Below are 22,029 nucleotides of genomic sequence, written 5' to 3' on the forward strand. Positions count from 1 at the left end.
GAGCTCAATGCAAGCCGCCGACACCGAGCAGCCGTTCGACGGCGTCGTGATCGGCCGAGAGCGCTTCCGGTGTGCCGCTCCAGGCGAGGCGGCCGCGTTCGAGGATGATCACCTGGTCGGCGAAATCGAGGGCGCTCTGGATGCGCTGTTCGACGAGCAGGATCGTCATGTCGCCGGTCTTGGCGAGTTCGGCGAAGGCCGCCATCAGTTCTTCGCAGATGACAGGGGCCAGGCCCTCCAGCGGTTCGTCGAGCAGGAGCACGGAGGGGCGGCCGAGGATGCTGCGGACGGTCGAAAGCATCTGCTGTTCGCCGCCGGAAAGCTGGTTGCCGAGGTTGCGGCGGCGCTCCTTCAGGCGCGGGAACATTCGGTAGGCTTCCTCGATCGCCGTCTTCGGGCGGCCCTTCAGGCCGACGAAGAGGTTTTCCTCGACCGTCAGCGTCGGGAAGATGCAGCGGGCCTGCGGTACGTAGCCGAGGCCCTGATGGGCGCGGGCGGCACTCGGCATCGCCGTGACGTCCGCGGAGCCGAGCCGGATCTGGCCATCATAGCGCTTCGTCTGTCCGGCGAGCGTCGCGAGCAGCGTCGTCTTGCCCATGCCGTTGCGGCCGAGCACGGCGAGGCGGGCTCCGGCCGGAACGGAGAAGGAGACGCCTTCGAGAACGCGCGTCGGCCCGTAACCGGCCGACAGGTTTTCCACCTCAAGCGGCGTGGCTGGCATTGGCATAGCTCCCGAGATAGGCCTCGCGCACGCGGGCATCCTTGGTGACGTCGGCGGGCGAGCCGTCGAAGATGATGGCGCCGGCGGCGAGCACGATGACCCGTTTGGCGAAGCGGAAGACGAGGTCCATGTCGTGCTCGATCATTAGCACAGCGAGATCGGCAGGCAGATCGGCAAGCGCCTGCTCGATGCGGCCGGTATCGCTCTGCGGCACGCCGGCGGCAGGTTCGTCGAGCAGCAGCACCTTCGGCTTCAGCGCCATGGCGACGGCGATCTCGAGGAGGCGCTGCTGGCCGTAGGCGATCTCGCTCACCTTGCGATGCATGAGAGCACTGAGGCCGAGCGTATCGAGCAGACTGGTGGCCTCGGCCATGACATCGGGCATCGACAGGAAATTGCCGAACATGCGCCCCGAGCGGCCGTTGCGCTGCAGGACGGCGAGCGCGACGTGCTCCGCCGGCGTCATGTCCTGGAAGAGGCGTGTGACCTGGAAGGAGCGCACCAGCCCGCGCTTCACGCGGCCCGCGGCATCGACCTTCGTCACCGTCTCGCCGCCGAGGCGGACTTCGCCGGAATCGGGGGCCAGATTGCCAGTGACGAGATTGACGAAGGTGGTCTTGCCCGCACCGTTTGGCCCGATCAGCGCGACGCGGTCTCCCGGTGCCATCGAGATCGACACATTGTTGGTGACGGCGAGGCCGCCGAAGGACTTCTTGAGATTGACGACTTCGAATACGGCGCTCATTCGCCTGCCTCCTTGCGGCGCGCGAAGAAGGCCGCGGCCGTGCCATAGAGACCCTTCGGTGCGAAGAGCACAACGGCGATCAAGAGCGCGCCGACCATCGTCAGCCAGTGGAACGGATTGGCGGCCGAGACATAGTCTTCGAAGAGCATGAAGATGACGGTGCCCGAGAGCGCGCCGAACAGCGAGCCGGTGCCGCCGAGAACCAGCATCACGAGGCTCTCGGCCGAGAGCGTGAAGGAGAGGCTGTCGAGGCCGACGACCTGGGTCGAGATCGCCGTCAGTGCACCGCCGATACCAGCGACCGCACCCGAGATCACGTAGAGCTTCATCAACGCCGCCTTGGGGGATGCGCCCAGGGCCTTGATGCGCAGTGGATCTTCCTTGATGCCGCGGCAGAGCATGCCGAAGGGCGAGCGCACCAGCAGGCGCAGCAGCACGAAGACGGCGAGCAGCAGGATGACGCCGAAGAAATAAGCGGTGTGGCCGTAGAGGTCGAATTCGAAATAGCCGAAGATCGGATCGGCCGAGATGCCGGAAAGGCCGTCGCTGCCGCCGGTCCAGGACGACGCCTTGTTGGCGAATTCGTGGAACAGGTTGATCAGCGCGATCGACAGCACCAGCTGCGGCAGTCCGTGGGCGCGCAGGATGATCGCGCCGCAGATGAGCCCGGCCACCGCGCCGCCGATGATGCCGGCAAGCGTCATCAGCAGTGGATCGGTGATGCCGTAATGCGCCGAGACGATGCCGGCCGCATAAGCGCCGGAGCCGAACAGCGCCGCATGGCCGAGTGTGGCGATGCCGCCATAGCCGGTGACCAGATCGAGCGAGAGCACCAGGAGTGCGATGGCGATGATGCGGGTCAGCAGCGCCAGATTATCGGGGAAGAGCACGTAGCCGATCGCCGCGAGGATGATGATCGCGCCGATGCCTGCGAGGTCGCGTCCGGCGGAGCGGTGGCGGCGCGCGGAGGCGGCAGCTGTCGTTGTCGTGTCGGTGTTCATGGCGAGCGTCATCCTATTTCGCCCTTCCGGCAAAGCCGCGCGGGAAGATGCAGATGATGGCGATAACCGCGAGGTAGAAGAAGAACTCGCCGAACTCGGGCATCAGGTAGCGGCCGGTTGTATCGATGCCGCCGAGCACCAGACAGGCAATCAGCGCACCGGGAATGGAGCCAGCACCGCCGACTGAGACGACGACCAGGAACGTCACCATATATCGCAGCGCATAATAGGGCTCGACCGGCAGCAGCTCGGCGCCGACAACGCCACCGAAGGCGGCAAGGCCGACGGCAACCGCGAAGCTGAGCGCGTAGATGATCTCGGTGCGCACGCCGAGCGCCGCGGCCATCGCGGCATTGTCGACAGAGGCGCGCAGCTTCACGCCGAAGCTCGTCCGCTCGATCGTGAACCAGAGCGCGACGGCGACCGCGAGGCCGCAGGCGATGGCGAAGAGGCGATGAACGGGGATGGTGCGGAAGCCGAGATTGGCGGAGCCCTGCAATCCCTCGGCCAGCGGAATGGTCTTCAACGTCGGACCCATCACATAGTTGGCGATGCCGATGATGCAGAAGGTGATGCCGATGGTCATCAGCACCTGCGTCAGCTCGGGCGCGCCGTAGATGCGGCGGTAGAGGAAGCGCTCCATGGGTATGGCGATGATGATCGTGCCGACGACGGCGGCGATGACGCCGATGCCGTAGCCCAGGCCGAGATCGCGCACTGCGTAGGAGGCGATATAGCCGCCGATCATGGCGAAGGCGCCGTGAGCGAGGTTGACGACCCGCATCAGGCCCATGGTCACCGAAAGGCCGATCGAGATGACGAACAGCACCATGCCATAGGCGAGCGCATCGACGGCTATGCTGAAGACAGTTTGCATGGGCTTGGTGTGGTCCTTGTTCTACACGAGGGCGGCGATTTGCAGGCGTTGTGCCGCGTGGCCCCTCATCCGGCCCTACGGGCCACCTTCTCCCCGCTGGGGAGAAGGGAGTGCCGCACCACGGTCACTTCCCCTCTCCCCAGCGGGGAGAGGGTAGGGTGAGGGGGCTCACGGCACAACGTCTACGTGGGAAATCCTTACTTCACAGCAGCAAGGCCCGGATCGCCCTGCTTTTCGAAGGTCTGGATTTCCTTGTTGATGAACTTGCCGTCGGCATCCTTGGCGACTTCGCGCAGGTAGATGTTCTGCGTGATGTGGCGGCTTTCCGGGTCGATGGAGACAGGGCCGCGCGGGCTCGTCCAGGCGAGGCCCTTGACGGCTTCGACAGCCTTGGCCGCGTCCTGCTTGCCGCCGGTCGCCTCGATCATCTTGTAGATGACATGCATGCCGTCATAGGCGCCGACAGCCGGGAAGGTCAGTTCCGCCGGGTTGCCGATCGCCTTGTCGGCGGCTGCCACGAAGGCCTTGTTCTCCGGCGAGTCGTGCGAGACGGCGTAGTGGAAGGTGGTCAGCATGCCGAGCGCGGCATCGCCGAGCGCCGGAAGGTCGGATTCCTGCGTCAGGTCGCCGGGGGCGAAGAGCTGGATGTTGGCGCCCTTCAGGCCGTTTTCGTTATAGGCCTTGACGAAGCCGAGCGTCGTCGGGCCCGACGGCAGAAAGGCGAAGACGCCGGTTGCACCGGAATCCTTGATGCGCTGCATGATCGGGCTGAAATCGTTGGTGGCGAGCGGCATGCGGATCGCTTCCACAACTTCGCCGCCTGCCTTCTCGAAGCCTGCCTTGAAGGCGTTCTCGGCATCGACACCCGGGCCGTAATCGCTGACGACGGAGATGACCTTCTTGACGCCCTTGTCGAAAGCGACCTGCGCCATCGGCGTCGAGGTTTGCCATGTGGTGAAGGAGGTGCGCACCACGAGCGGGCTCTTGGTGACGATCGCCGAGGTGGCGGCGTTCATGATCACCAGTGGCGTGTTGGCCTGCTTCAGGATCGGGGTGACGGCCATCGCATCAGGTGTGAAGTAGAAGCCGGCCAGATACTGGACCTTTTCCTTGACGACGAGCTCCTGGGCGAGCGCCTTGGACTGAGCCGGATCGGCAGCCGGGAGGTCGCGGTAGATGACCTCGACCGTGTGGTCGCCGACCTTGGCGCCGTTGGTCGCCATATAGGCGTCGATACCCGCCTTGAAATTCTTCCCCTGCAGGGCGAACGGACCGGAAAACGGTCCGACGACACCGACCTTGATCGTGTCGGCATAGGCGCTCGTGCCCATGACGATGGCCGCAGCGGCGGCCAAAAGCAGCTTCTTCATTCTTCTCTCTCCCTTTGTCGGCGTACTCCAGCGCCGTATTAGCTCGCAGCTAGAACTTTTCACGCTAGTGTGTCATGCGAAACGGTAATGTAAAATGAAATAAATGCCAGAATGCATGTTGAAATGGTTATGAGTTGACGGCGCCAAGCCGATTTATGTTGTTCGCCAGCTCGCGCGCAAGGCGTAGTGCGGCCCCCGTGGCGATCGCCATCTGTGGCAGTACCAGCCATTCGAGCGTCCAGGCGGCACCAGAGCGTTCCTGCTCGTGGATCATCGACTGGTGGATCGCCGAAATCTGCGTGGCGTTGAAGCGTGCTAGCGCCACCAGCGTTTCGGCCGCGACCGGGTTCTGCTTGTGCGCCATGGCGGACGAGCCGCCGCCGCCGCTGAGCGCGATCTCGTCGCCCGCCTGCGCCATCAGCGCGATGTCCTGGCCGAATTTGCCGAGACTGCCGGAGATCAATGCGAGAAGATTGGCAAATTCGGCAATGATGCCCCGCTGGCTCTGCCACTGCGGCAGGTCAGCAAGGCCGAGCTCCTGCGCCAGCGAACTGCGCACCGCAGCCGCCTTGTCGCCGAATTTCTCGAGTGTCCCGGCCGCACCCCCGAACTGCAGCGGAAAGCGCAGCTCGGTCAGCTTCTCGCGATAGCCATCGAAGGGGTTGCGCCAGGCGCGCAGCCGGTCGGCGACGGTGATCGGGATTGCCGCCTGCATCCGCGTGCGGCCCATCAGCGGCCGGCTGCCGAAGGTCTGGTGCAGTTCGGCGAGACGGACCTCGATTGCGGTCAGATGGGCCGCGAAAACGAAGGCGACCGGCTTCAGGCGAAGCATCAGGCTGGTGTCGATCACGTCTTGGCTGGTAGCGCCGATATGAACCTGCGTGCCAGCCTCTCCCGCGGCTGCGCGCAGCTGGCGCACGAGTTCCGGGATGACGACACCGTCGCGCGCCGTGGCCGTGCGCAGGCTGCCGATATCGGGCGCGAAACTTGCACAGGCGGCCGAGATGGTTTCGGCCGCGCTGAGCGGAATGATGTCATGCGCCGCCTGCGCCCGCGCGAGCGCAGCCTCGAATTGCAGCATGGCGCGGATATCCGCTTCGGCGCTGAAATAGGCTGCGGTCTCCTCATCGCCGAGGAGGCCGGAGAGGAAGGGGTGGTCGAAGGCAATTGCGCTCACTGTTCGTCTCTTCTTGGCTTGCCGGCTTCCTGCCGCCTTGAAGCGGCAGAAAGCCTTGTGCCTGTCGAGACGTCAATAGCAGGAAGGCGCGATGCCTATGCCTTGGCTGGCTTCTCGACCGGCAAGATTGTCGTATCGGCGTTCTCGTCCACGCCGCGCGCCTTGGCGACGAAGGAGAATTTCTTGCGCATGCCGAGAATGGGTTTCTCGATCATGTGCCAGGAGATCACCGCAACCGTCATCGCCGCGCAGATGCCGATCGCATAGAGCGCCAGCGCGCCAACCTTCGGCGCCAGGAAGATGCCGGGCGCCAGGCCGATCAGGATCTGCAGGAAGGGGTCGTGGTAGAGATAGACGCCGTAGGAATAGTCGCCCTTGTGAAACATCGAAGGCAGCGGCACCGGCGTCAGGCCGATGAAGACGGTGATGTAGACGAGCGCCGGGATGAAGATGATCCGGTTGGGAACGGTCTCGATCGACGGGCTGCTCAGGACGAATATCGCGGCGATGGCGATCACCGCACTGATGGCGAGAAGGACGCGGCTGTGCGGGATCACCTCACGCAGCTGATAGGCCAGGATGCCGAGCAGAAAGGCGAAGACCAGCTGGGCGCCGCGGCTGACGAAGAAGGTGCTGAGTACGAGATTGACGCGGTAGGGCAGGTGATGCCCGTAGAACTGAACGACAACGCCCATGGCGATGAAGGCGACCGTCAGCGCCGCGGTCTTCTGCCAGGATTTGACGATCGAGGTGATCATCAGGCCGGACATGATGATGTAGCAGAAGATTTCCCAGGGAACCGTCCACAGCGCGCCGTTGACCCGGTGCGTCGGGTTGTTCTCGAAGACACCCGGCAGGCTGTAGTGGATCCAGCCGACGATGTTCAGGAAATATTTGAAGAAATCGGCGCTGCCGAAATAGTAGCTCAGGGCCACCGGCGTCACCAGCGGACCGATGATCAGCGCGCAGACGACGATATCGACAGCAAGGGCCGGCACGATGCGCAGACCACGATTGAGCAGGAAGTTCTTGAGACTGAGCCGCTGGGCACTGCCCGCGATCAGGAAGCCGCTCAGCGCAAAGAACATCGGAACGAGCGCATATTCCGCAAACCAGAGCGGGCTGGAGCGGAAGAATTCGTCGTTTCCGGTCAGAAGGAAGCTGTGTGAAAAAACGATCGTAAAGGCGAGAGCGATTCTCAAAAAGTCGAAGCCTGGACCGAGGCCCTTATGCGCCGCCAGGACGTGTCCGAAAGTCTTCTGCATGTTTCCACCATCAACGTTCAGCCCGTCCTTTTCATATCGCGGCGCAACATGAATGCCAACCCGCTTTACGCAGGTGCAGCATACGAAATATATTAGAGGTTGTGTTTAGAGCTGCGCGTGCTTAACGAAAAACGTTTGCCGGCGGATTTCCGGTATCGGTCCAAAATCCGCCAGCAGTAATGCCTGTCAAATATCCAGGAAGACTGTTTCGTTTTCTCCCTGCAGTCGGATATCGAACGTATAGGTTGAGCCGTCGCGTGCGGCAATAAGTGTCGCCACGCGGTCGCGATGCTCGATGCGCAGCAGCAGCGGATCGGCATTGTTGGCCTCTGATTCTTCGGGGAAATACATGCGCGTGTGCAGGCCGAGATTGATGCCGCGCGCTACGATCCAGAAGGTGATGTGCGGCGCTTGTCTGCGCCCGTCCTTGAACGGCACCTTGCCGGGCTTGATGGTCTCGAAGCTGTAGACGCCGTCTTCGGCGCGCGTCGGGCAGCGGCCCCAGCCGGTGAAATTCGGATCGGCGGTGCCGCGCATTTCCGAAGGGCTGTTATAGAGCCCGGCGCCATCGGCCTGCCAGATTTCGATGACGGCGTCGCGCACCAGAGCCCCGGCACCGTCGAAGATGCGGCCAGTCACGATGATCCGCTCGCCTGTCGTCTTGTCATTGACCATCGCGGTGCCGAGATCGCCTTCGTAAACACCCGAGATGTCGCAGAAATTCGGCGTCAGGCCGATATGGACGTAAGGTCCTGCCGTCTGCGACGGGGTTTCCTTGAGATAGCGCAGATCCTGGGCCATCAGTTCCCCTCCAGCTTGTTTTCGAACATCGTCGAGCGGCGTCCGCGCAGCACGATGTCGAACTTGTAGGCGCGGCTATCCATGGGGATGGTATTGCCCCAGTCCATCGGCGCGATCAGCTGCTCGATCGCTGCCTTGTCGGGGATGGTGCCGACGATCGGACACTTCCAGATCATCGGATCGCCTTCGAAATACATCTGGGTGATCAGCCGCTGGGAAAAGCCCTGGCCGAAGACCGAGAAGTGGATATGGGCCGGGCGCCAGTCGTTGACGCCGTTCGGCCAGGGATAGGCGCCGGGCCGGACGGTGCGGAAGTAATAGCGGCCTTCCTCGTCGGTGATGGCGCGGCCGCAGCCGCCGAAATTCGGATCGATCGCCGCCAGATAGCTTTCCTTCTTGTGGCGGTAGCGCCCACCGGCATTGGCCTGCCAGAATTCGACGAGAACGCCGGCCTGTGGGCGTCCGCGCTCGTCGAGCACCTGCCCGTGGACGATGATGCGTTCGCCGATCGCGCTCTCGCCCGATTTCGCGTAGTTATGGATCAGGTCGTTATCGAGTTCGCCGATCATGCCGTGGCCGAAGACCGGGCCGGTGATCTCGGAAATCGTGCCGTCGAGCGACAGCAGCGCGCGCTGCGGCGAGCGCAGGATCGAGGTCTTGTATCCCGGCGCGAATGCCGGCGGATGCCAGGCGTGGTCGCGGGCGAAAAAGGCGCCGGTTTCGGGCTTGCGGTTCGGTATGTCGGACATGGCTTCCTCTTATGCCGCCTTCCCGGCGTCCATCTGTTCGAAGACCTGCTTGGCGATCTTGATCGCATGATTGGCGGCAGGCACGCCGGCATAGATCGCCACATGCAGCAGCGCCTCGCAGACATCGTCGCGGCTGGCGCCGGTATTGACGGTGGCGCGCACATGCATGGCGACTTCATCGTCCTGCCCGAGAGCGGCCAGCAGCGCGATCGTGACGATCGAGCGCTCGCGCTTCGTCAACCCCGGCCGTGACCAGACATGCCCCCAGGCGGCTTCGGTGATCAGGTCCTGGAACGGCTTGTCGAAATCCGTCGATCCGGCCTCGGCGCGATCGACATGGCTGTCGCCGAGAACGGCGCGGCGCGTCGCCATGCCCTGCTTGTGGCGCTCGGACGGGCGCGAACTGTCACTCATGGGCTCTTTTCTCCATGCAATGCGAAATCGATGAATGCGCGGATCACCGCCGTCAGCGCCTCTGGCTGCTCGACGCAGGGGATATGCCCGGCATCGCGGATGATCTCGTAGCGGGCGTCGGGGATCAGCTGCGCCAGCGACTTGACGAGATCGGGTGGTGTCGAGCCGTCCTGATCGCCGACGATGCAGATCGCCGGTACGGCGATGGTCTTTGCCACTTCGGTGAAATCGGCGTCACGGACCGCCTCGCAGGTCGCGACGTAACCGGCGACCGGCTGGCGCACCAGCATGTTGCAATAGCCGTTATAGGCGGTGTTTTCAGGACGGCGGAAAGCCGGTGTGAACCAGCGCTCCATGATGGCGTCACACATGCTGCCGATGCCATCCTTCTCGATGGCCGAAATGCGGCTGTTCCAGCTCTCGGCCGTGCCGATCTTGTGGGCGGTGTCGCAGAGGATCAGCGCGCTGACGAGATCGGGGCGCTGCTGATAGAGCGACTGGGCGATCAAGCCGCCGACCGAGAGGCCGCAAATGATCGCCTTCTTGATCTCCAGCGTTTCCAGGAGACCGATCAGGTCGGAGGCATGATCCTCTATCGAATAGGGCGTCTGGCCGACATCGGAGAGGCCGTGGCCGCGCTTGTCGTAGAGCAGGATGGCGAAATCGCCCGCCAGCCGGACGATGACATCGCGCCAGATGCGGAAATCGGTGCCGAGCGAATTGGCGAAGACAAGCACCGGCTTGTCGGCCGGGCCGCCGATAACCTGATAGTGAATGGCGATGTCGTTGACGCGGGCAAACTGCACTGGAAACTCCTCCGGACAGGAAATTGAATGTTTAATCTGGTTAGGTAAAATGATATTTCGTGGCTTTCCGATAACTCCGGAGTTATGTGATCGATGATCGACAGCCGCATAAAGTTCCGCCATCTGCAGACCTTTGTCGAGGTCGCGCGCCAGAAAAGCGTGATGAAGGCGGCCGAACTGCTGCATGTCAGCCAGCCCGCCGTGACCAAGACGATCCGCGAACTGGAGGAGGTTCTGGGCGTCGAGGTGTTCGAGCGCGACGGCCGTGGCATCAAGATCACCCGCTATGGCGAGGTCTTTCTGAAGCACGCCGGAGCGGCGCTGACAGCGCTGCGCCAAGGGCTGGATTCGGTGACGCAGGAGCGCGTCGGCGACGCGCCGCCGATCCGTGTCGGCGCGCTGCCGACGGTGTCGACGCGGATCATGCCACGGGCGATGGAGCTGTTTCTCAAGGAGAATACCTGGAGCCGGCTGAAGATCGTTACCGGCGAAAACGCCGTGCTGCTGGAGCAGTTGAGGGTCGGGGATCTCGACCTCGTGGTCGGGCGTCTCGCCGGCGCTGAAAAGATGGCCGGGTTCTCCTTCGAGCATCTCTACTCGGAGCAGGTGGTGTTTGCCGTGCGCGCCGGTCATCCCTTGCTGAAGACGAGGCAGTCGCATTTCAATGCGCTCGGCGATTACACGATCCTGATGCCGACGCGCGCCTCGATCATCCGCCCCTTCGTCGAGAGCTTCCTGATCGCCAATGGCGTGCCCAGCCTGCCGAACCAGATCGAGACGGTGTCCGACAGTTTCGGCCGCGCCTTCGTGCGCTCAAGCGATGCCGTCTGGATCATCTCGACCGGCGTCGTTGCCAAGGATGTCGAGGATGGCGTTTTGGCGGTGCTGCCGATCGATACCAGCGAGACCAAGGGACCAGTCGGGCTGACGATGCGGACCGACGCGATACCGTCGCTGCCGCTGTCGATCCTGATGCAGACGATCCGCGAGGCGGCCGACGAGGTATCGGCCAAGGCCTGATCCTACCAGGCAAGCGCCTTGCGGCCGATCAGGGCACCGAGCGTCGCGACGATGAGGATCGCCAGCCCGTACCAGATGGCGACGAACAGCGCGCCGTCATTCTTGCAGACGAAAGCATAGGCGGCCCCGCCGATCGTCCCGGCAAGGAAGCCTGCCGCAAGCCCGGCCCGCAGCGGCTGCACCGGCACGCCGCGCTTCAGAACGCCCAGGCCGGCCGCGAGCGCCGGCAATGACAGGAGAACGATCGCGCCGACGCAGTTCGGCACCGCGCCGCCATGACGGCCGAGAAGCGGGAAACCGGAACTGTCGAGCGCAAGGCCCATCGCGAGCACCAGGAAGCCGGGAATGAGCATCATCCAGGCAGAACTGCTGGTACCCGGCTCACCGGCGCGGCGAACCAGTGCCAGGCCGCCTGCGGCAAGCAGCAGCATCGTTGCGAATTTGAACAGGAACGGCGTGCCGGCGAGCACGGCAGGCAGATTGGGGCGGATGCCGAAGACGCCGAGCGCCAGCGCGATCGACAGCATCAGCGAGAAGCCGGCCGCGAGCAGCAGCAGTCGAGGGAAACGCAGGCCCTGCGGCGGCTCCTTCTCGGTCGCCTCGCGCGCCAGGCTGCGGATGAGCGCGGATGTGTCTTGGGCGGATTTCATGATTTGCCTTTTCTTGCATAGCCGGACGCCGGATCGGCAAAGGCCGTCAGGCGCTGCAGGGCGCGATGCAGGGTGACGCGGACCGCACCCTCGCTGGTCTTCAACCGTTCCGCCGTCTCGCGAACGGACTGCCCCTCGATCGCCAGGGACGAGACGACGTCGCGCTGCCCGGAGGAGAGGCTGGCAAGCGCCCTGTCCATGTCTGGCATATGGCGGTCGCTCTGATCGGGTGCGGCGATGACATCGGAGAGCTCGTCCAGCGTCACATCGCAGCGGTGGCGGGCCTCGCGGCTGCGCTTGCGCACCGCATCGCCGATCTTGTAGCGGACGATCGCGTGCAGCCAGGGCAGGAACGGCCGGCTGTCGTCCCAGCGGTCGCGCATCATGTGCAGGCCGAGCAACGCTTCCTGGACGATATCCTCGGTCTGGTCGGTGCCCATGCCGAGCCGCGACAGCTTGCGCCCGACGAGCACGCGCAGCGTCCGCCCGATATCTTCGAGCAGCGCTTCGTAGGCTCCGGTATTGCCGCCGCGGGCGGCGCGCATGGCGTCCGCCCAGGTGTCTTCGCGAGGGGTCATGATCGTCTTTTCGCTGTTGCCAGCGTTTCGTTACACGGGCTGATGAAAAAATTGAGGCCGTCACAAAAGCGTGATCATGTTGCGCCGCGCGGCTGCCGGTCGAATAGGGTTTTGAAGCGACGTGCTTCATCACGAAAACGATACGGACGTCAGATCATGAACATCTTCCAGAAGGCCGCCTTTGCCGCGGCAACATTCATCGCCGCAGTCTCTTTTGCCGGTGCCTCCTCTGCTGCCAATCAGGCGCCGGTCAAAGCGCGCAACGTCGTCCTCGTCCACGGAGCCTATGCCGACGGCTCCAGCTGGTCGAAGGTCATCCCGCTGCTGCAGAAGGCCGGGCTGCATGTCACCTCGGTCCAGAACCCGCTCACCTCTTTTGCCGACGACGTCGCCGCGACCAAGCGGGCTCTCGCCCTGCAAGACGGCCCGACCGTGCTCGTCGGCCATTCCTATGCCGGCATGGTGGTCAGCGAGACCGGCGTCGACCCGAAGGTTTCGGCACTGGTCTATCTGGCCGCCCGCGCGCCGGATGCCGGCGAGGACTATCCGGCACTTGCTGCCAAGTTCCCGGCTCCCCCGGCAAGCAAGGGGCTGGTTCATAACGGCGGGTTCGCCCAGCTCAGCGAAGATGCCTTCGTGCATGACTTCGCCGGTGACCTGAGCCACAAGGACGCGCTGGCGCTCTATGCCGTACAGGGCCCGATCTCCGATACGCTCTTTACCGCGAAGACGACGCAGGCTGCCTGGAAGACCAAGCCGAGCTGGTATGCCGTTTCCAAGAATGACCGCACCACCAATCCGGACCTCGAGCGCTTCCTTGCCAAGCGCATGAACGCCACCACGGTGGAGCTGAATTCGAGCCATGTGTCGCTGGTTTCGCACCCGCGCGAGGTTGCCAACCTGATCCTCGCAGCCGCCGGTTACCCGGTTAAGAAGTAGCCCGTTTAGGCCGGGCATGCGCCTCATGCGGGTCGCGCCCGGCCATTTCACCAACTCGCGGCTGAGTAATCGTCATGTGTGCGCTGCACAACAGTTGAATTCGCGCGCATATTAAGCCAAACTCATATCTCCTGACCGCTTGGCAAGCGCTTGCTTTGCTGAGCGTTATTCGTATTTTGGTTGCATAATTGTCTCGCATGAGAGATGCGACTCGGGGCGGCGCGCAACTCATAGGTTAAAATGGCTTTTATCGTCGAAACGTTCGGACGCTTGCGGCTTGCCGACGCGGAAGGCAACGATATCGCTTTCCCGGAAAAAGGCCTGCTCCTGATCGCCTACCTGCTGACGCTCGATAAGAACGCCGCACACCGCACCATGGCCGCCGATTTCCTGTGGGGCAACGAGGACAAGGCCGTCTCGCTTTCCAACCTGCGCAAGACGATCTCGCGCATCAAGGCGCGCCAGGACCAGCTCGGCGCCCAGTTCCTGATCTTCACCGATACCGCCGTCTCGCTCGACCCGGCTTCGCTGACCGCCGACTTCACCGATCTGCCGCTTCCCGGCGATGCGATGCCACGGCTTGCGAAACTGACCAAGGCGATGAGCCATCCCTTTCTCGGTCAGGTGAATTGCCAGAGCGGCGTGTTCGAGACCTGGCAGAAGGATCAGATCTACCGCCATTCCGGCCTGCTCCAGGATGCGCTGAAAGCGGTTTCGCTGCCGGTCGAGTCGACCGAGGATTGGGAAATCCTGCGCAAGGCCGGTCTCCTCGTCTTTCGCGATGAACCGAAGGATTCCGACATTCTTCGCCTGCTGCTCGAAATCTTCGATGCGCAGGAGGAGGTTGATTATATCCGGGATTATATCGAGCGGCGCAAAAGCTCGATCTCGCGCGGCCTCGAAGCCGTGGCGCCGAACGGTACGAACGGCCAGCACAAGGTCGAAGCGCGCCCGGTGGCGGCCAATGACGGCATCGATGCGCTGCCGCTCAACAAGATCGGCCGGCCGGCCATTCCGCGTCTCGTGCTGCTGCCGCCTCGCAATCTTTCCAGCAATCCGCAATCGATCCTGATCGCCGCCTCGCTGATCGAGGACATCACCATCGGCTTCTGCGCCTTTAACAGCCTGCAGGTGATCGCCCCGCATTCGGCCGTGCAGATCGGCCATCAGAACGAGGACCAGTCGGCCTTCTTCGAGCGTCACTCGGTCAATTACGTGCTGGATACGCAGATCACCGGTTTCGACGAGGTCAAGCTGTTCGCCCAGCTGATCTTCTTCGACGATAACCAGATCGTCTGGGCCGAGCGGTTCAGCCTCAGCCAGGCTGATCTGCTGCGCGACCGCCGGGTGATCTCGCGCCGCGTCGCGCTGTCGGTCTCGAGCGAGATCGAGCGACACGAGGCGACGCGCTCCTACCTGGAGCTCAATCCGGCCGCCTATCACCAATATCTGGTCGGCAAGCAATATCTCGGTCGGCTGACGCTGCCGAACCTGCGCCGTGCCCGCAAGGAGATGCGCGCTGCGCTGAAGGCGACGCCGGATTTTGCTCCGGCGCTGAGCTCGACGGCGCGCACCTATTCGAAGGAATGGCTGCTGACCGCTCGCGGCGACATGGAACTGCTGAAATCGGCCGAGGAATTCGCCACGAAATCGATCGAGGCCCGCAACGATCTGGCCGACGGCTACCGCGAATTCGGCGTCGCCAAGCTGCTGCAGGGCGCTTTCGACGAAAGCGCCGAGGCGATGGAAGTTGCCGAGACGCTCTCGCCGCACTATGCCGACGTCATCGCCGACCATGCCGATACGCTGGTTCATTGCTCTCGTCCGGGCATGGCGCTGCAGAAGATCGAGCGGGCGATCGAGCTCAATCCGCTGAGCCCGGATCCCTATCTCTGGACTGCGGCCGGCGCCAACTATGCGCTGGGCGAATTCTCGGCTTCACTGGACTATATCAGCCAGATGAGCGATCCGAGCCTGGCAGACAGGCTTGCGGCCGCCAGCTGGGCGATGCTCGGCAACAAGGACAAGGCGCGTGTCCTCGTTCGCCGTGTCCGCGAGGCCAATCCGAACTTCGATGTCGATAAATGGTTGTCCGCCGTTCCGAGCAAGGAACAGTGGCATAAAGACCTTTATCGCGAAGGACTGAAGAAGGCAGGCTTTTAACATCAACTCTGGAAGAGGGAATTGCAGCATGACTAAGGTTGTTGTGATCAGTGTTGAAGGTGAAAAAGGGCTTTGGGTGGCGGATCTCGGCCGCGGGACGGTGACGCCGCTCAGCGTGCCGAAGGCGGGCGCGCTGGCGGAGGCGGCGGCACTCGCGGCGCGGGGCAGCGTCATCACCAAGGGCGTCAATCTGGCCGTCGCCGTGAAATCCGCCGATTCCGTTGCCGCCGGCCATTACGACGGCTGATATCGACTGATTGAGTTCTGGGATCTTGAAGCGCGGGCGACGATCGGGTTGCCCGCCGCTTTCGTGTGTCCAGTAGCCATCGAGGCCAGATCCGGTCTGCTGCGCGGAAACGCGCCTACTTCAGCGGCTTCGAGTAGATGCGGTGATTGGGGGACTGTTTGTAGCTCGCGGACCGGTAATAGTCCGCGGCGACGCCCTCGTTCTGTGACAAGAGCCAGGTGCTGGAGAAGCCGCTGGCCAAGGCTTCCTGTTCGAGAAGCTTCAACAGTGTGGTGCCGATGCCCTTCCCCTGGTGAGCGGGCATGACGGCGATTTCGGGAATGTAGAGCATGCAGCCGGTGGCCGCCGTGTGCGGATAGCCGATGGCGAAGCCGTGCAGATCGTCGCCATCCAGCGCGCCGACGCCCATCCAGCCCGGCGTCGTCGACAGCTCGACCATCCGGGCAGTCGCCCGCTCGATCGACCAATGTTCGTGCCAGGGTTCGGCGCTATAGGCTTCGACGATGATGGCGGCGCCGAGAAGCGCCTGATCTTTATTGATCCGCTTGAAAACGACTGTCATGGCCACTGTCTAACGAAGCACCGCAAGGGCTATGTAATGATGATGAGTATTATGCGCACCGGTCCTAAACAACTGGTTGCTGTATTTTTTACCGCTGAATTGTGGTCTAAAGTTGTGATTTCAATGACGCTACACGTCTTTATTTTCGCCGGCCTTCATCGACCCGGCACTAACGTTCAAGACAGCCCGGCCCGCACCCGCGCATAGTCTTCCCGAATGGGAGGACAAGCCATGCGGATAGGGTTCATCGGGCTCGGGATCATGGGAACACCGATGGCGCTCAATCTGGTGCGCTCGGGCCAGCCGCTGATCGTCTGGAACCGGTCGGCGGACAAGGCCGAAGCGCTGCGGCAGGCCGGGGCCGAGGTTGCCGCGAGCGCCGGCGAGGTCTTCACCCAGGCCGATGCGATCATCCTGATGCTGGCGACGCAGGCGGCGATCGACGACGTGCTCGGCCGCGGCTCCGCTCTCTTTGCCGAACGTGTGCGTGGCCGCACGCTGATCCATATGGCCACGACCACGCCTGAATTCTCCAGGGCTCTGGAAAGCGATATCCGCGCCGCGGGTGGATTCTACGTCGAGGCGCCAGTCTCCGGATCGCGCCTGCCGGCCGAGGCCGGCGAACTCGTTGCGATGCTTGCCGGGGAGAATGATGCCGTCGAGCGCATCCGGCCGCTGCTCTCGCCGATGTGCCGCGATGCGATCGCCTGCGGTCCGGTGCCGAATGCGCTGCTGATGAAGCTCGCCGTCAACATCTTCCTGATCTCGACGGTGACGGGACTGGCGGAAGCCGCCAATTTCGCCGCCAGCCAGGGGCTCGACATGCAGCTCTTCAAGCGGATCGCCGATGGCGGCCAGATGGCGAGCGGCATATCGAGGATCAAGACCGGCAAGCTCGCCGATCGGGATTTCGCGCCGCAGGCGGCGATCGCCGACGTCTTGAAGAACAACCGGCTGGTCGTCGATGCCGCCCGGGCGAGCGGCACGCCGGTGCCGTTGCTCGATATCTGCGGCGATCTCTATGCGGAAGCCGTGGAGATGGGCCTCGGCGCCCTCGATATGGCCGCCGTTATCCAGGCGATCGCTGCCCGTGCACCGAAATCCTAGGCTGGTTTCTCGGCAGGCGTTTCCACCGCGGCCAATGCCTCCATCAGCGCCGCCTTCACCTTGTTCCTTTCGGCCGGTTCCAGCTGCGACATGTTGAGATGCAGGTCGAGACCGGCAAAATGCTCGCTCATCACCCGCGTATGTCCGTCGCCGCCGACAAGCAGGCCCTGCACCTCGTAGGGCACGATATCGCGCTGAATGCCCTTCATGGTGATCGGTGTCAGCGGCACCGCCTCGACGATGTCCTCGACCAGCGCATAGGTCTCATAGCTCATGACGATCTTGCCGCCTTCGGCGATCGACTGCAGCCGCGCCGCCAGATTGGCCTCGGCGCCGATGATCGTATAGTCCATACGGTCAGTGCTGCCGAAATTGCCGACATTGCAGTAGCCGCTATTGATGCCCATGCGCACGATGAACGGCTGGGCCGTGCCATCGCGGCGCCATTTCGCCTTCAGTTCGCCGAGGCGCTGCTGCATGTCGACGGCCATGCGCAGGCAGGCCTTGGCATCCTCTACCGCGCCCTTGGTCTCGGGATCGCCGAAGAAGACGAGGATCGCGTCGCCGATGAACTTGTCGACGGTGCCGCCATGCTTCAGCGCGATCTTCGACATTTCCGTCAGATACTCGTTCAGCATCTCCGTCAGCGCTTCCGGCTGCAGCCGCTCGGTCGTGGCGGTAAAGTCCTTGATATCGGAGAAGAAGATCGTCAGCCGCTTGCGCTCGGTCTGGATGACGACGTCGCGCTGGCCGCTGAAAATGCTCTTATAGATCTGCGGCGAGAGATAGCGCGAGATCTTCAACGAGATGCTGGCCAGGAATTCGTTGGTGGATTCGAGGTCGTGGTTGAAGGCATGGAGAAGCGAAGCCTGACGGCGCTGCATGACGATGAAGGAGGCGCCGAGCACCGCGACGCAGATGAAATAGGCCAGCAGATACTTGAAGGCGAAGATGTTGGCCGCAAAGGGCTGGCGGATGATCACCTCCTGAATGCCGCGGACATCGCCGACCTTCCAGTCGGTCTTCGGGCTTTCAGGGTGCGTGTTGTGGCAGGCTACACAAGGCGGCCCCATCAGAACCGGGGTCACCAGCCGGAAGACATTGGTGAAGCCGGAGCGCTTGTTCTCCGTCAGCGTCTGTTTCGGATTGCTCCTGAGAGCGGTCAGGGCATCGCTCTCGAACTTGTCGAGATCGTGCGACGCCCGGTTCTTGAAGGGAAGGTCGGAGACGAAGCGATAGGTGATATTCGCCTGCTGTTCCTTGATGACATCGCCGAGTTCCAGCGACAGCGTCGCCGGGATCGGCACGGCGCCCGGAATATTCGCATAGTTGTGCGATACGGCGGTTCGCTCTTCCTGCCCGGCCGTGTGGGCCGCCAGAATCCGGCCGACGACATTGGTGGCATAGTAGGACCGTATGCTGGTGATCAGCGAGCTCATGTCCTGCGCCTGGCGATGAACGGCATCGCGCGACAGGGTGCTGACATCGAGCCAGGCCGCAAGCGGCAGGCCTGCCAGCATGATCAGCGTCACCAGACCGACCAGATAGGCGTTCTTGCGCGCCGTCGAAATTTCCTGTTCCCGCGTCTCCACGATCTGCCCCGCTCGCTGACCGGTGTTCAAAGCCCTATGGTCACAGGATCGGACATCGTATTTCTGTTGTCGAGCATATTCATCGGCGAGTTGCCTGTTGTGGTGAAGCGGCGGCGGGAACGCATGAGACGCCGCCGCTTCCAGGCTGCCTTCCGTGGATTGCGGAAGGCATCAGGCTAGTAGGGGAGGCCCACGTAGTTTTCGGCGAGCGCCGTAGCGGCAGCTGTCGAATGGGTGAGATAATCGAGCTCGGCCTCCTGGATCTTCTGGCCGAAATCGCCGGTGTCCGGGAAGCGGTGCAGCATAGTCGTCATCCACCAGGAAAAGCGGACGGCCTTCCAGACCCGCGATAGAGCCCGGCCGGAATAGGCATCGATCCCGGCGCCGGAGCGTTCGTCATAATATTCCGCGAGGCCGCCGAACAGGTAATGCACATCGCTCGCCGCAAGGTTCAGCCCCTTCGCGCCCGTCGGCGGCACGATATGGGCGGCATCGCCGACCAGGAACAGGCGTCCGAACCGCATCGGCTCGGCGACGAAAGAGCGCAGCGGCGCGATCGATTTTTCGAAGGACGGCGCGGTCTGCAGCGCCTCGGCGTGATGGGCGGGCAGGCGGCGGCGCAGCTCGTCCCAGAAGCGCTCGTCGCTCCAGTCCTCGATCTTTTCGTCGAGCGGACACTGGATGTAATAGCGGCTGCGGCTTTCCGAGCGCATCGAACAGAGCGCGAAGCCGCGCGGATGATTGGCATAGATCAGCTCGTGGCTGACGGGGGCGACATCGGCGAGAATGCCGAGCCAACCGAAGGGATAGACCTTCTCGAAGGTGCGGATCGCCGATGCAGGCACCGCCTTGCGGCTGGCGCCATGAAAGCCGTCGCAGCCAGCGATGAAATCGCAATCGATGCGATGGGTGATGCCATCCTTCTCGTATGTCAGGTAGGGCGTTTCACCATCGAAATCATGCGGAGTGACATTGGCCGCGTCATAGATCGTCGCTGCACCACTTGCTTCGCGATGCTCCATCAGGTCGCGTGTCAGCTCGGTCTGGCCATAGACCATGACCCGCTTGCCGCCGGTGAGGCCGTGTAGATCGATGCGGTGATCGCGGCCGTCGAACGCGAGCGAAAAGCCGTCATGCGGCAGCCCCTCGGCATGCATGCGCGCGCCTGACTTCGCCTGATCCATCAGGCCGACCGTGCCTTCTTCCAGCACACCGGCGCGCACGCGGCCGAGAATGTAATCCTTGCCGACGCGATCGAGGATGACGTTGTCGATCCCGGCTTCCGTCAGCAACTGGCCGAGCAGCAGGCCCGACGGGCCTGAGCCGATGATGGCGACTTTGGTGCGCATGTTTCCTCCTGGCGTCCTCTTCCTGCAATTCTGCGAAGAGCGGATGTTCGGGGCAATGGACATTTCAGGCCAGAAATTGCACTAATCGAACATCGAAGGAGGCGGCAGCGATGACCAAATTCGTCCCGACCTATGAGCTCTATGGTGAAAATGCCGGGCGCAAGCCGGATTTCTGGCTGCATTGCGAAACAATTCCCTCACGCAGCAGCCTGCATCATTGGGAGATCAAGCTGCATCGGCATGAGAGCTTTTTCCAGATCTTGTACATCAGCGCCGGATCGGGCGATGCCATCTTCGGCGCCGAGCATCATCAGATCGCGCCTGACACCGTCATCACCGTGCCGCCCGGCCTCACCCACGGCTTCCGCTTCTCGAGGGATATTGACGGCTTCGTCATCACGGTGCTCGCCTCGCACCTGAAGGCGCTGCCGGGCGGCCGCAGCCCGCTCGGCGAATGGCTCGCCCATCCGCATCTGACCGTGCTTAACAGAGAAAACCCCGATGCCGCCTATGCCGGGCAGACGCTGTCGCGCCTCGGCGCCGAATTCGCCACCCGCAACAGCGGCCGCACGGATCTGCTCGAAGCCTATGTGACGATCGCACTGCAGCTGACGATGCGGCTTTCCGGAAGCGCTGCGGGTGAGAGCTCCGACGAGAACGGCCGGCGCATGGAGCGGCTGAACGGACTGATCCAGCAGCATCTGCGCACCCACAAACCGGCCGCCTTCTACGCCGCCGAACTCGGCATCTCCGCGACCCATCTCAACCGCATCGTCAAGGCGGCGACCGGCCTCGGCACGCACGAGATGATCGCCCAGCGGCTCGCCGACGAAGCCAAACGCGAACTGGTGTTCACCTTCGGCAGCGCTCAGGAAATCAGCTATCGCCTCGGCTTCGCCGATCCCGCCTATTTCTCCCGCTTCTTCGTGAAGCAGACGGGACAAACGCCGCGCGCGTGGCGGCTGGCGGAGCGTGCGAAGCTCGGGATGTAATCAGCGCAGAACGAGGCGAAGCGCGGCCTGCGTTTCCTTCATCAGCGGCAGATAGCGCGTCACCATCTCCTCCGCCGAAGCATGCGCCGCGGGGGCGCCGATATTCAGCGCGCAGATCAGCTGGCCGCGGTCGTTCTCGACGGGGACCGCGATGGAGCAGAGGCCGAGCTCCAGCTCCTGATCGATGACCGCATAGCCCTGGGCGCGGACGCGCTGGAATTCGGCGATCAGTTTCCCCGGGTCGGTGAGCGTGCGCGGCGTGTTGGCCTTGAGATCGCTGCGGGCAAGAATGGCGCGCGCCTCGGCTTCGGGGAGTGCAGCCAGCAGAACCCGGCCCATCGAAGCGCAATAGGCGGGAAGGCGGCTTCCCGGCGTCAGGTTGATCGACATCACCCGCCTCTGCGAGGCCCGGGCGATATAGAGGATCTCAGTGCCGTCGAGCACCGAGGCCGAGGCGCTCTGGCCTGCCTTTTCCGAGAGCAGATCGAGATGCGGCTGCAGGATGGTGGGCAGCGGTGTGGCCGAGAGATAAGCATGGCCCAGCCGCAGCACCTTCGGCGTCAGCGTGAAGAACTTGCCGTCGTAATCGGCATAGCCAAGCTCCGAAAGCGTCAGCAGTGAGCGCCGCACCGTTGCGCGGTCAAGCCCGGTCAGCTTGGCAGCATCGGTGATCGACAGCCGTTGATGCATTTCTCCGAAGGCCTCGATGACTTTCAGCCCCCTCGCAAATCCGCTGACGAAATCTGTTTCTCGCATCTTGTGTCTCGTTCAATTGTCATAAAGACATTGTGCGATATGCGAACAAATGTCAAATAACGCACAATTTGCTTGCCTGCCCCGCCACCGCGGACTTATCCCTTTGGCCTGAGGCGGGAGATCCCCGCGATGCCAGGCGAGGAGATAT

23 protein-coding genes are annotated in these 22,029 nt (G+C 63.1%); 6 read left to right on the forward strand and 17 right to left on the reverse strand.

What is annotated here, in order from left to right:
* Positions 1-4: 4 nt before the first annotated feature.
* From ACODR6_RS19970 to pcaD, 11 genes are all read right to left on the reverse strand, one after another.
* Complete coding sequence (locus ACODR6_RS19970; RefSeq protein WP_489023923.1) at positions 5-721, reverse strand: ABC transporter ATP-binding protein; 717 nt, start codon at positions 719-721, stop codon at positions 5-7.
* Positions 702-1,466: an ABC transporter ATP-binding protein gene (locus ACODR6_RS19975; protein ID WP_489023925.1), complete on the reverse strand. Its 765-nt coding sequence runs from the start codon at positions 1,464-1,466 to the stop codon at positions 702-704. Before ACODR6_RS19975 ends, ACODR6_RS19970 begins: the two co-directional genes overlap by 20 nt.
* On the reverse strand, positions 1,463-2,479 hold the full coding sequence (locus tag ACODR6_RS19980; protein WP_489023927.1) for a branched-chain amino acid ABC transporter permease: 1,017 nt from the start codon (positions 2,477-2,479) through the stop codon (positions 1,463-1,465). The genes ACODR6_RS19975 and ACODR6_RS19980 overlap by 4 nt, the downstream gene beginning before the upstream one ends.
* A gap of 1 nt (position 2,480) precedes the next feature.
* Positions 2,481-3,344, reverse strand: a complete 864-nt coding sequence (locus tag ACODR6_RS19985) for a branched-chain amino acid ABC transporter permease (protein WP_112712651.1) — start codon at positions 3,342-3,344, stop codon at positions 2,481-2,483.
* Between the two features lie 197 nt (positions 3,345-3,541).
* Positions 3,542-4,714 carry an ABC transporter substrate-binding protein gene (locus tag ACODR6_RS19990; RefSeq protein WP_130283556.1) on the reverse strand — a complete coding sequence of 391 codons (1,173 nt, stop codon included), beginning with the start codon at positions 4,712-4,714 and terminating at the stop codon, positions 3,542-3,544.
* Between the two features lie 127 nt (positions 4,715-4,841).
* On the reverse strand, positions 4,842-5,891 hold the full coding sequence (locus ACODR6_RS19995) for a 3-carboxy-cis,cis-muconate cycloisomerase (protein ID WP_489023930.1): 1,050 nt from the start codon (positions 5,889-5,891) through the stop codon (positions 4,842-4,844).
* Positions 5,892-5,986: 95 nt separating this feature from the next.
* Positions 5,987-7,156 carry an acyltransferase family protein gene (locus ACODR6_RS20000; RefSeq protein WP_489023932.1) on the reverse strand — a complete coding sequence of 390 codons (1,170 nt, stop codon included), beginning with the start codon at positions 7,154-7,156 and terminating at the stop codon, positions 5,987-5,989.
* A 186-nt stretch (positions 7,157-7,342) separates the two neighbouring features.
* Positions 7,343-7,957, reverse strand: coding sequence for a protocatechuate 3,4-dioxygenase subunit alpha (gene pcaG / locus ACODR6_RS20005; protein ID WP_489023934.1), 615 nt, complete (start codon positions 7,955-7,957; stop codon positions 7,343-7,345).
* Positions 7,957-8,706, reverse strand: coding sequence for a protocatechuate 3,4-dioxygenase subunit beta (gene pcaH, locus ACODR6_RS20010; RefSeq protein ID WP_413711603.1), 750 nt, complete (start codon positions 8,704-8,706; stop codon positions 7,957-7,959). Before pcaH ends, pcaG begins: the two co-directional genes overlap by 1 nt.
* A 9-nt stretch (positions 8,707-8,715) precedes the next feature.
* Positions 8,716-9,120: a 4-carboxymuconolactone decarboxylase gene (gene pcaC, locus ACODR6_RS20015; protein WP_112712285.1), complete on the reverse strand. Its 405-nt coding sequence runs from the start codon at positions 9,118-9,120 to the stop codon at positions 8,716-8,718.
* Positions 9,117-9,926: a 3-oxoadipate enol-lactonase gene (pcaD, locus tag ACODR6_RS20020; protein WP_489023936.1), complete on the reverse strand. Its 810-nt coding sequence runs from the start codon at positions 9,924-9,926 to the stop codon at positions 9,117-9,119. Before pcaD ends, pcaC begins: the two co-directional genes overlap by 4 nt.
* A gap of 93 nt (positions 9,927-10,019) precedes the next feature.
* Here pcaD and pcaQ point away from each other — a divergent pair, with 93 nt between their 5' ends.
* On the forward strand, positions 10,020-10,946 hold the full coding sequence (gene pcaQ, locus ACODR6_RS20025) for a pca operon transcription factor PcaQ (protein ID WP_130283567.1): 927 nt from the start codon (positions 10,020-10,022) through the stop codon (positions 10,944-10,946).
* Positions 10,947-10,948: 2 nt separating this feature from the next.
* Here pcaQ and ACODR6_RS20030 read toward each other — a convergent pair whose 3' ends face one another.
* Both ACODR6_RS20030 and ACODR6_RS20035 read right to left on the reverse strand, forming a co-directional pair.
* Entirely contained in the window at positions 10,949-11,596 is a 648-nt protein-coding gene (locus tag ACODR6_RS20030; RefSeq protein WP_489023939.1) for an NrsF family protein, read from the reverse strand.
* Positions 11,593-12,174, reverse strand: coding sequence for a sigma-70 family RNA polymerase sigma factor (locus ACODR6_RS20035; protein ID WP_489023941.1), 582 nt, complete (start codon positions 12,172-12,174; stop codon positions 11,593-11,595). Before ACODR6_RS20035 ends, ACODR6_RS20030 begins: the two co-directional genes overlap by 4 nt.
* Positions 12,175-12,330: 156 nt before the next feature.
* Between ACODR6_RS20035 and ACODR6_RS20040 the strand changes: the two genes are divergently transcribed.
* The 3 genes from ACODR6_RS20040 (at position 12,331) to ACODR6_RS20050 (ending at position 15,523) form a co-directional block, all read left to right on the forward strand.
* The gene (locus tag ACODR6_RS20040) at positions 12,331-13,113 is read left to right on the forward strand and encodes an alpha/beta fold hydrolase (RefSeq protein ID WP_203431063.1); all 783 of its coding nucleotides are present in this window, start codon (positions 12,331-12,333) and stop codon (positions 13,111-13,113) included.
* Positions 13,114-13,353: 240 nt separating this feature from the next.
* Complete coding sequence (locus tag ACODR6_RS20045; RefSeq protein ID WP_449097866.1) at positions 13,354-15,276, forward strand: hypothetical protein; 1,923 nt, start codon at positions 13,354-13,356, stop codon at positions 15,274-15,276.
* 28 nt (positions 15,277-15,304) lie between these two features.
* The gene (locus ACODR6_RS20050; protein WP_112712271.1) at positions 15,305-15,523 is read left to right on the forward strand and encodes a hypothetical protein; all 219 of its coding nucleotides are present in this window, start codon (positions 15,305-15,307) and stop codon (positions 15,521-15,523) included.
* Between the two features lie 115 nt (positions 15,524-15,638).
* Here the strand turns inward: ACODR6_RS20050 and ACODR6_RS20055 are convergent, their stop codons facing one another.
* Positions 15,639-16,085 (reverse strand): GNAT family N-acetyltransferase, encoded by a 447-nt coding sequence (locus ACODR6_RS20055; RefSeq protein WP_130283577.1) that lies wholly within the window; start codon positions 16,083-16,085, stop codon positions 15,639-15,641.
* 231 nt (positions 16,086-16,316) lie between these two features.
* On the opposite strand from ACODR6_RS20055, the gene ACODR6_RS20060 reads away from it, so the two are divergent.
* The gene (locus ACODR6_RS20060; RefSeq protein ID WP_489023945.1) at positions 16,317-17,192 is read left to right on the forward strand and encodes an NAD(P)-dependent oxidoreductase; all 876 of its coding nucleotides are present in this window, start codon (positions 16,317-16,319) and stop codon (positions 17,190-17,192) included.
* Here ACODR6_RS20060 and ACODR6_RS20065 read toward each other — a convergent pair.
* Positions 17,189-18,712, reverse strand: coding sequence for an adenylate/guanylate cyclase domain-containing protein (locus ACODR6_RS20065; RefSeq protein ID WP_489024209.1), 1,524 nt, complete (start codon positions 18,710-18,712; stop codon positions 17,189-17,191). The genes ACODR6_RS20060 and ACODR6_RS20065 overlap by 4 nt on opposite strands.
* A gap of 248 nt (positions 18,713-18,960) precedes the next feature.
* Positions 18,961-20,133 (reverse strand): 4-hydroxybenzoate 3-monooxygenase, encoded by a 1,173-nt coding sequence (pobA, locus tag ACODR6_RS20070; RefSeq protein WP_203431061.1) that lies wholly within the window; start codon positions 20,131-20,133, stop codon positions 18,961-18,963.
* 110 nt (positions 20,134-20,243) lie between these two features.
* Between pobA and ACODR6_RS20075 the strand changes: the two genes are divergently transcribed.
* The gene (locus tag ACODR6_RS20075; RefSeq protein WP_489023947.1) at positions 20,244-21,125 is read left to right on the forward strand and encodes a helix-turn-helix domain-containing protein; all 882 of its coding nucleotides are present in this window, start codon (positions 20,244-20,246) and stop codon (positions 21,123-21,125) included.
* On the opposite strand, the gene ACODR6_RS20080 is transcribed toward ACODR6_RS20075, so the two are convergent.
* Positions 21,126-21,881, reverse strand: a complete 756-nt coding sequence (locus ACODR6_RS20080; RefSeq protein WP_489023949.1) for an IclR family transcriptional regulator — start codon at positions 21,879-21,881, stop codon at positions 21,126-21,128.
* Positions 21,882-22,029 lie beyond the last annotated feature (148 nt).

The organism is Rhizobium sp. FG96 (genome assembly GCF_057808655.1).

Coding starts and splice junctions, on each gene's coding strand:
- ACODR6_RS20075 (WP_489023947.1), top strand. CDS start 20,244: ATGACCAAATTCGTCCCGACCTATGAGCTCTATGGTGAAAATGCCGGG.
- ACODR6_RS20065 (WP_489024209.1), bottom strand. CDS start 18,712: ATGCTGGCAGGCCTGCCGCTTGCGGCCTGGCTCGATGTCAGCACCCTG.
- ACODR6_RS19970 (WP_489023923.1), bottom strand. CDS start 721: ATGCCAGCCACGCCGCTTGAGGTGGAAAACCTGTCGGCCGGTTACGGG.
- pcaG (WP_489023934.1), bottom strand. CDS start 7,957: ATGGCCCAGGATCTGCGCTATCTCAAGGAAACCCCGTCGCAGACGGCA.
- ACODR6_RS20030 (WP_489023939.1), bottom strand. CDS start 11,596: ATGAAATCCGCCCAAGACACATCCGCGCTCATCCGCAGCCTGGCGCGC.
- ACODR6_RS20080 (WP_489023949.1), bottom strand. CDS start 21,881: ATGCGAGAAACAGATTTCGTCAGCGGATTTGCGAGGGGGCTGAAAGTC.
- ACODR6_RS20060 (WP_489023945.1), top strand. CDS start 16,317: ATGCGGATAGGGTTCATCGGGCTCGGGATCATGGGAACACCGATGGCG.
- ACODR6_RS20055 (WP_130283577.1), bottom strand. CDS start 16,085: ATGACAGTCGTTTTCAAGCGGATCAATAAAGATCAGGCGCTTCTCGGC.
- pcaQ (WP_130283567.1), top strand. CDS start 10,020: ATGATCGACAGCCGCATAAAGTTCCGCCATCTGCAGACCTTTGTCGAG.
- ACODR6_RS19975 (WP_489023925.1), bottom strand. CDS start 1,466: ATGAGCGCCGTATTCGAAGTCGTCAATCTCAAGAAGTCCTTCGGCGGC.
- ACODR6_RS20040 (WP_203431063.1), top strand. CDS start 12,331: ATGAACATCTTCCAGAAGGCCGCCTTTGCCGCGGCAACATTCATCGCC.
- ACODR6_RS20035 (WP_489023941.1), bottom strand. CDS start 12,174: ATGACCCCTCGCGAAGACACCTGGGCGGACGCCATGCGCGCCGCCCGC.
- ACODR6_RS19980 (WP_489023927.1), bottom strand. CDS start 2,479: ATGACGCTCGCCATGAACACCGACACGACAACGACAGCTGCCGCCTCC.
- ACODR6_RS19990 (WP_130283556.1), bottom strand. CDS start 4,714: ATGAAGAAGCTGCTTTTGGCCGCCGCTGCGGCCATCGTCATGGGCACG.
- ACODR6_RS20000 (WP_489023932.1), bottom strand. CDS start 7,156: ATGCAGAAGACTTTCGGACACGTCCTGGCGGCGCATAAGGGCCTCGGT.
- pcaH (WP_413711603.1), bottom strand. CDS start 8,706: ATGTCCGACATACCGAACCGCAAGCCCGAAACCGGCGCCTTTTTCGCC.
- pobA (WP_203431061.1), bottom strand. CDS start 20,133: ATGCGCACCAAAGTCGCCATCATCGGCTCAGGCCCGTCGGGCCTGCTG.
- ACODR6_RS19985 (WP_112712651.1), bottom strand. CDS start 3,344: ATGCAAACTGTCTTCAGCATAGCCGTCGATGCGCTCGCCTATGGCATG.
- ACODR6_RS20045 (WP_449097866.1), top strand. CDS start 13,354: ATGGCTTTTATCGTCGAAACGTTCGGACGCTTGCGGCTTGCCGACGCG.
- pcaC (WP_112712285.1), bottom strand. CDS start 9,120: ATGAGTGACAGTTCGCGCCCGTCCGAGCGCCACAAGCAGGGCATGGCG.
- ACODR6_RS20050 (WP_112712271.1), top strand. CDS start 15,305: ATGACTAAGGTTGTTGTGATCAGTGTTGAAGGTGAAAAAGGGCTTTGG.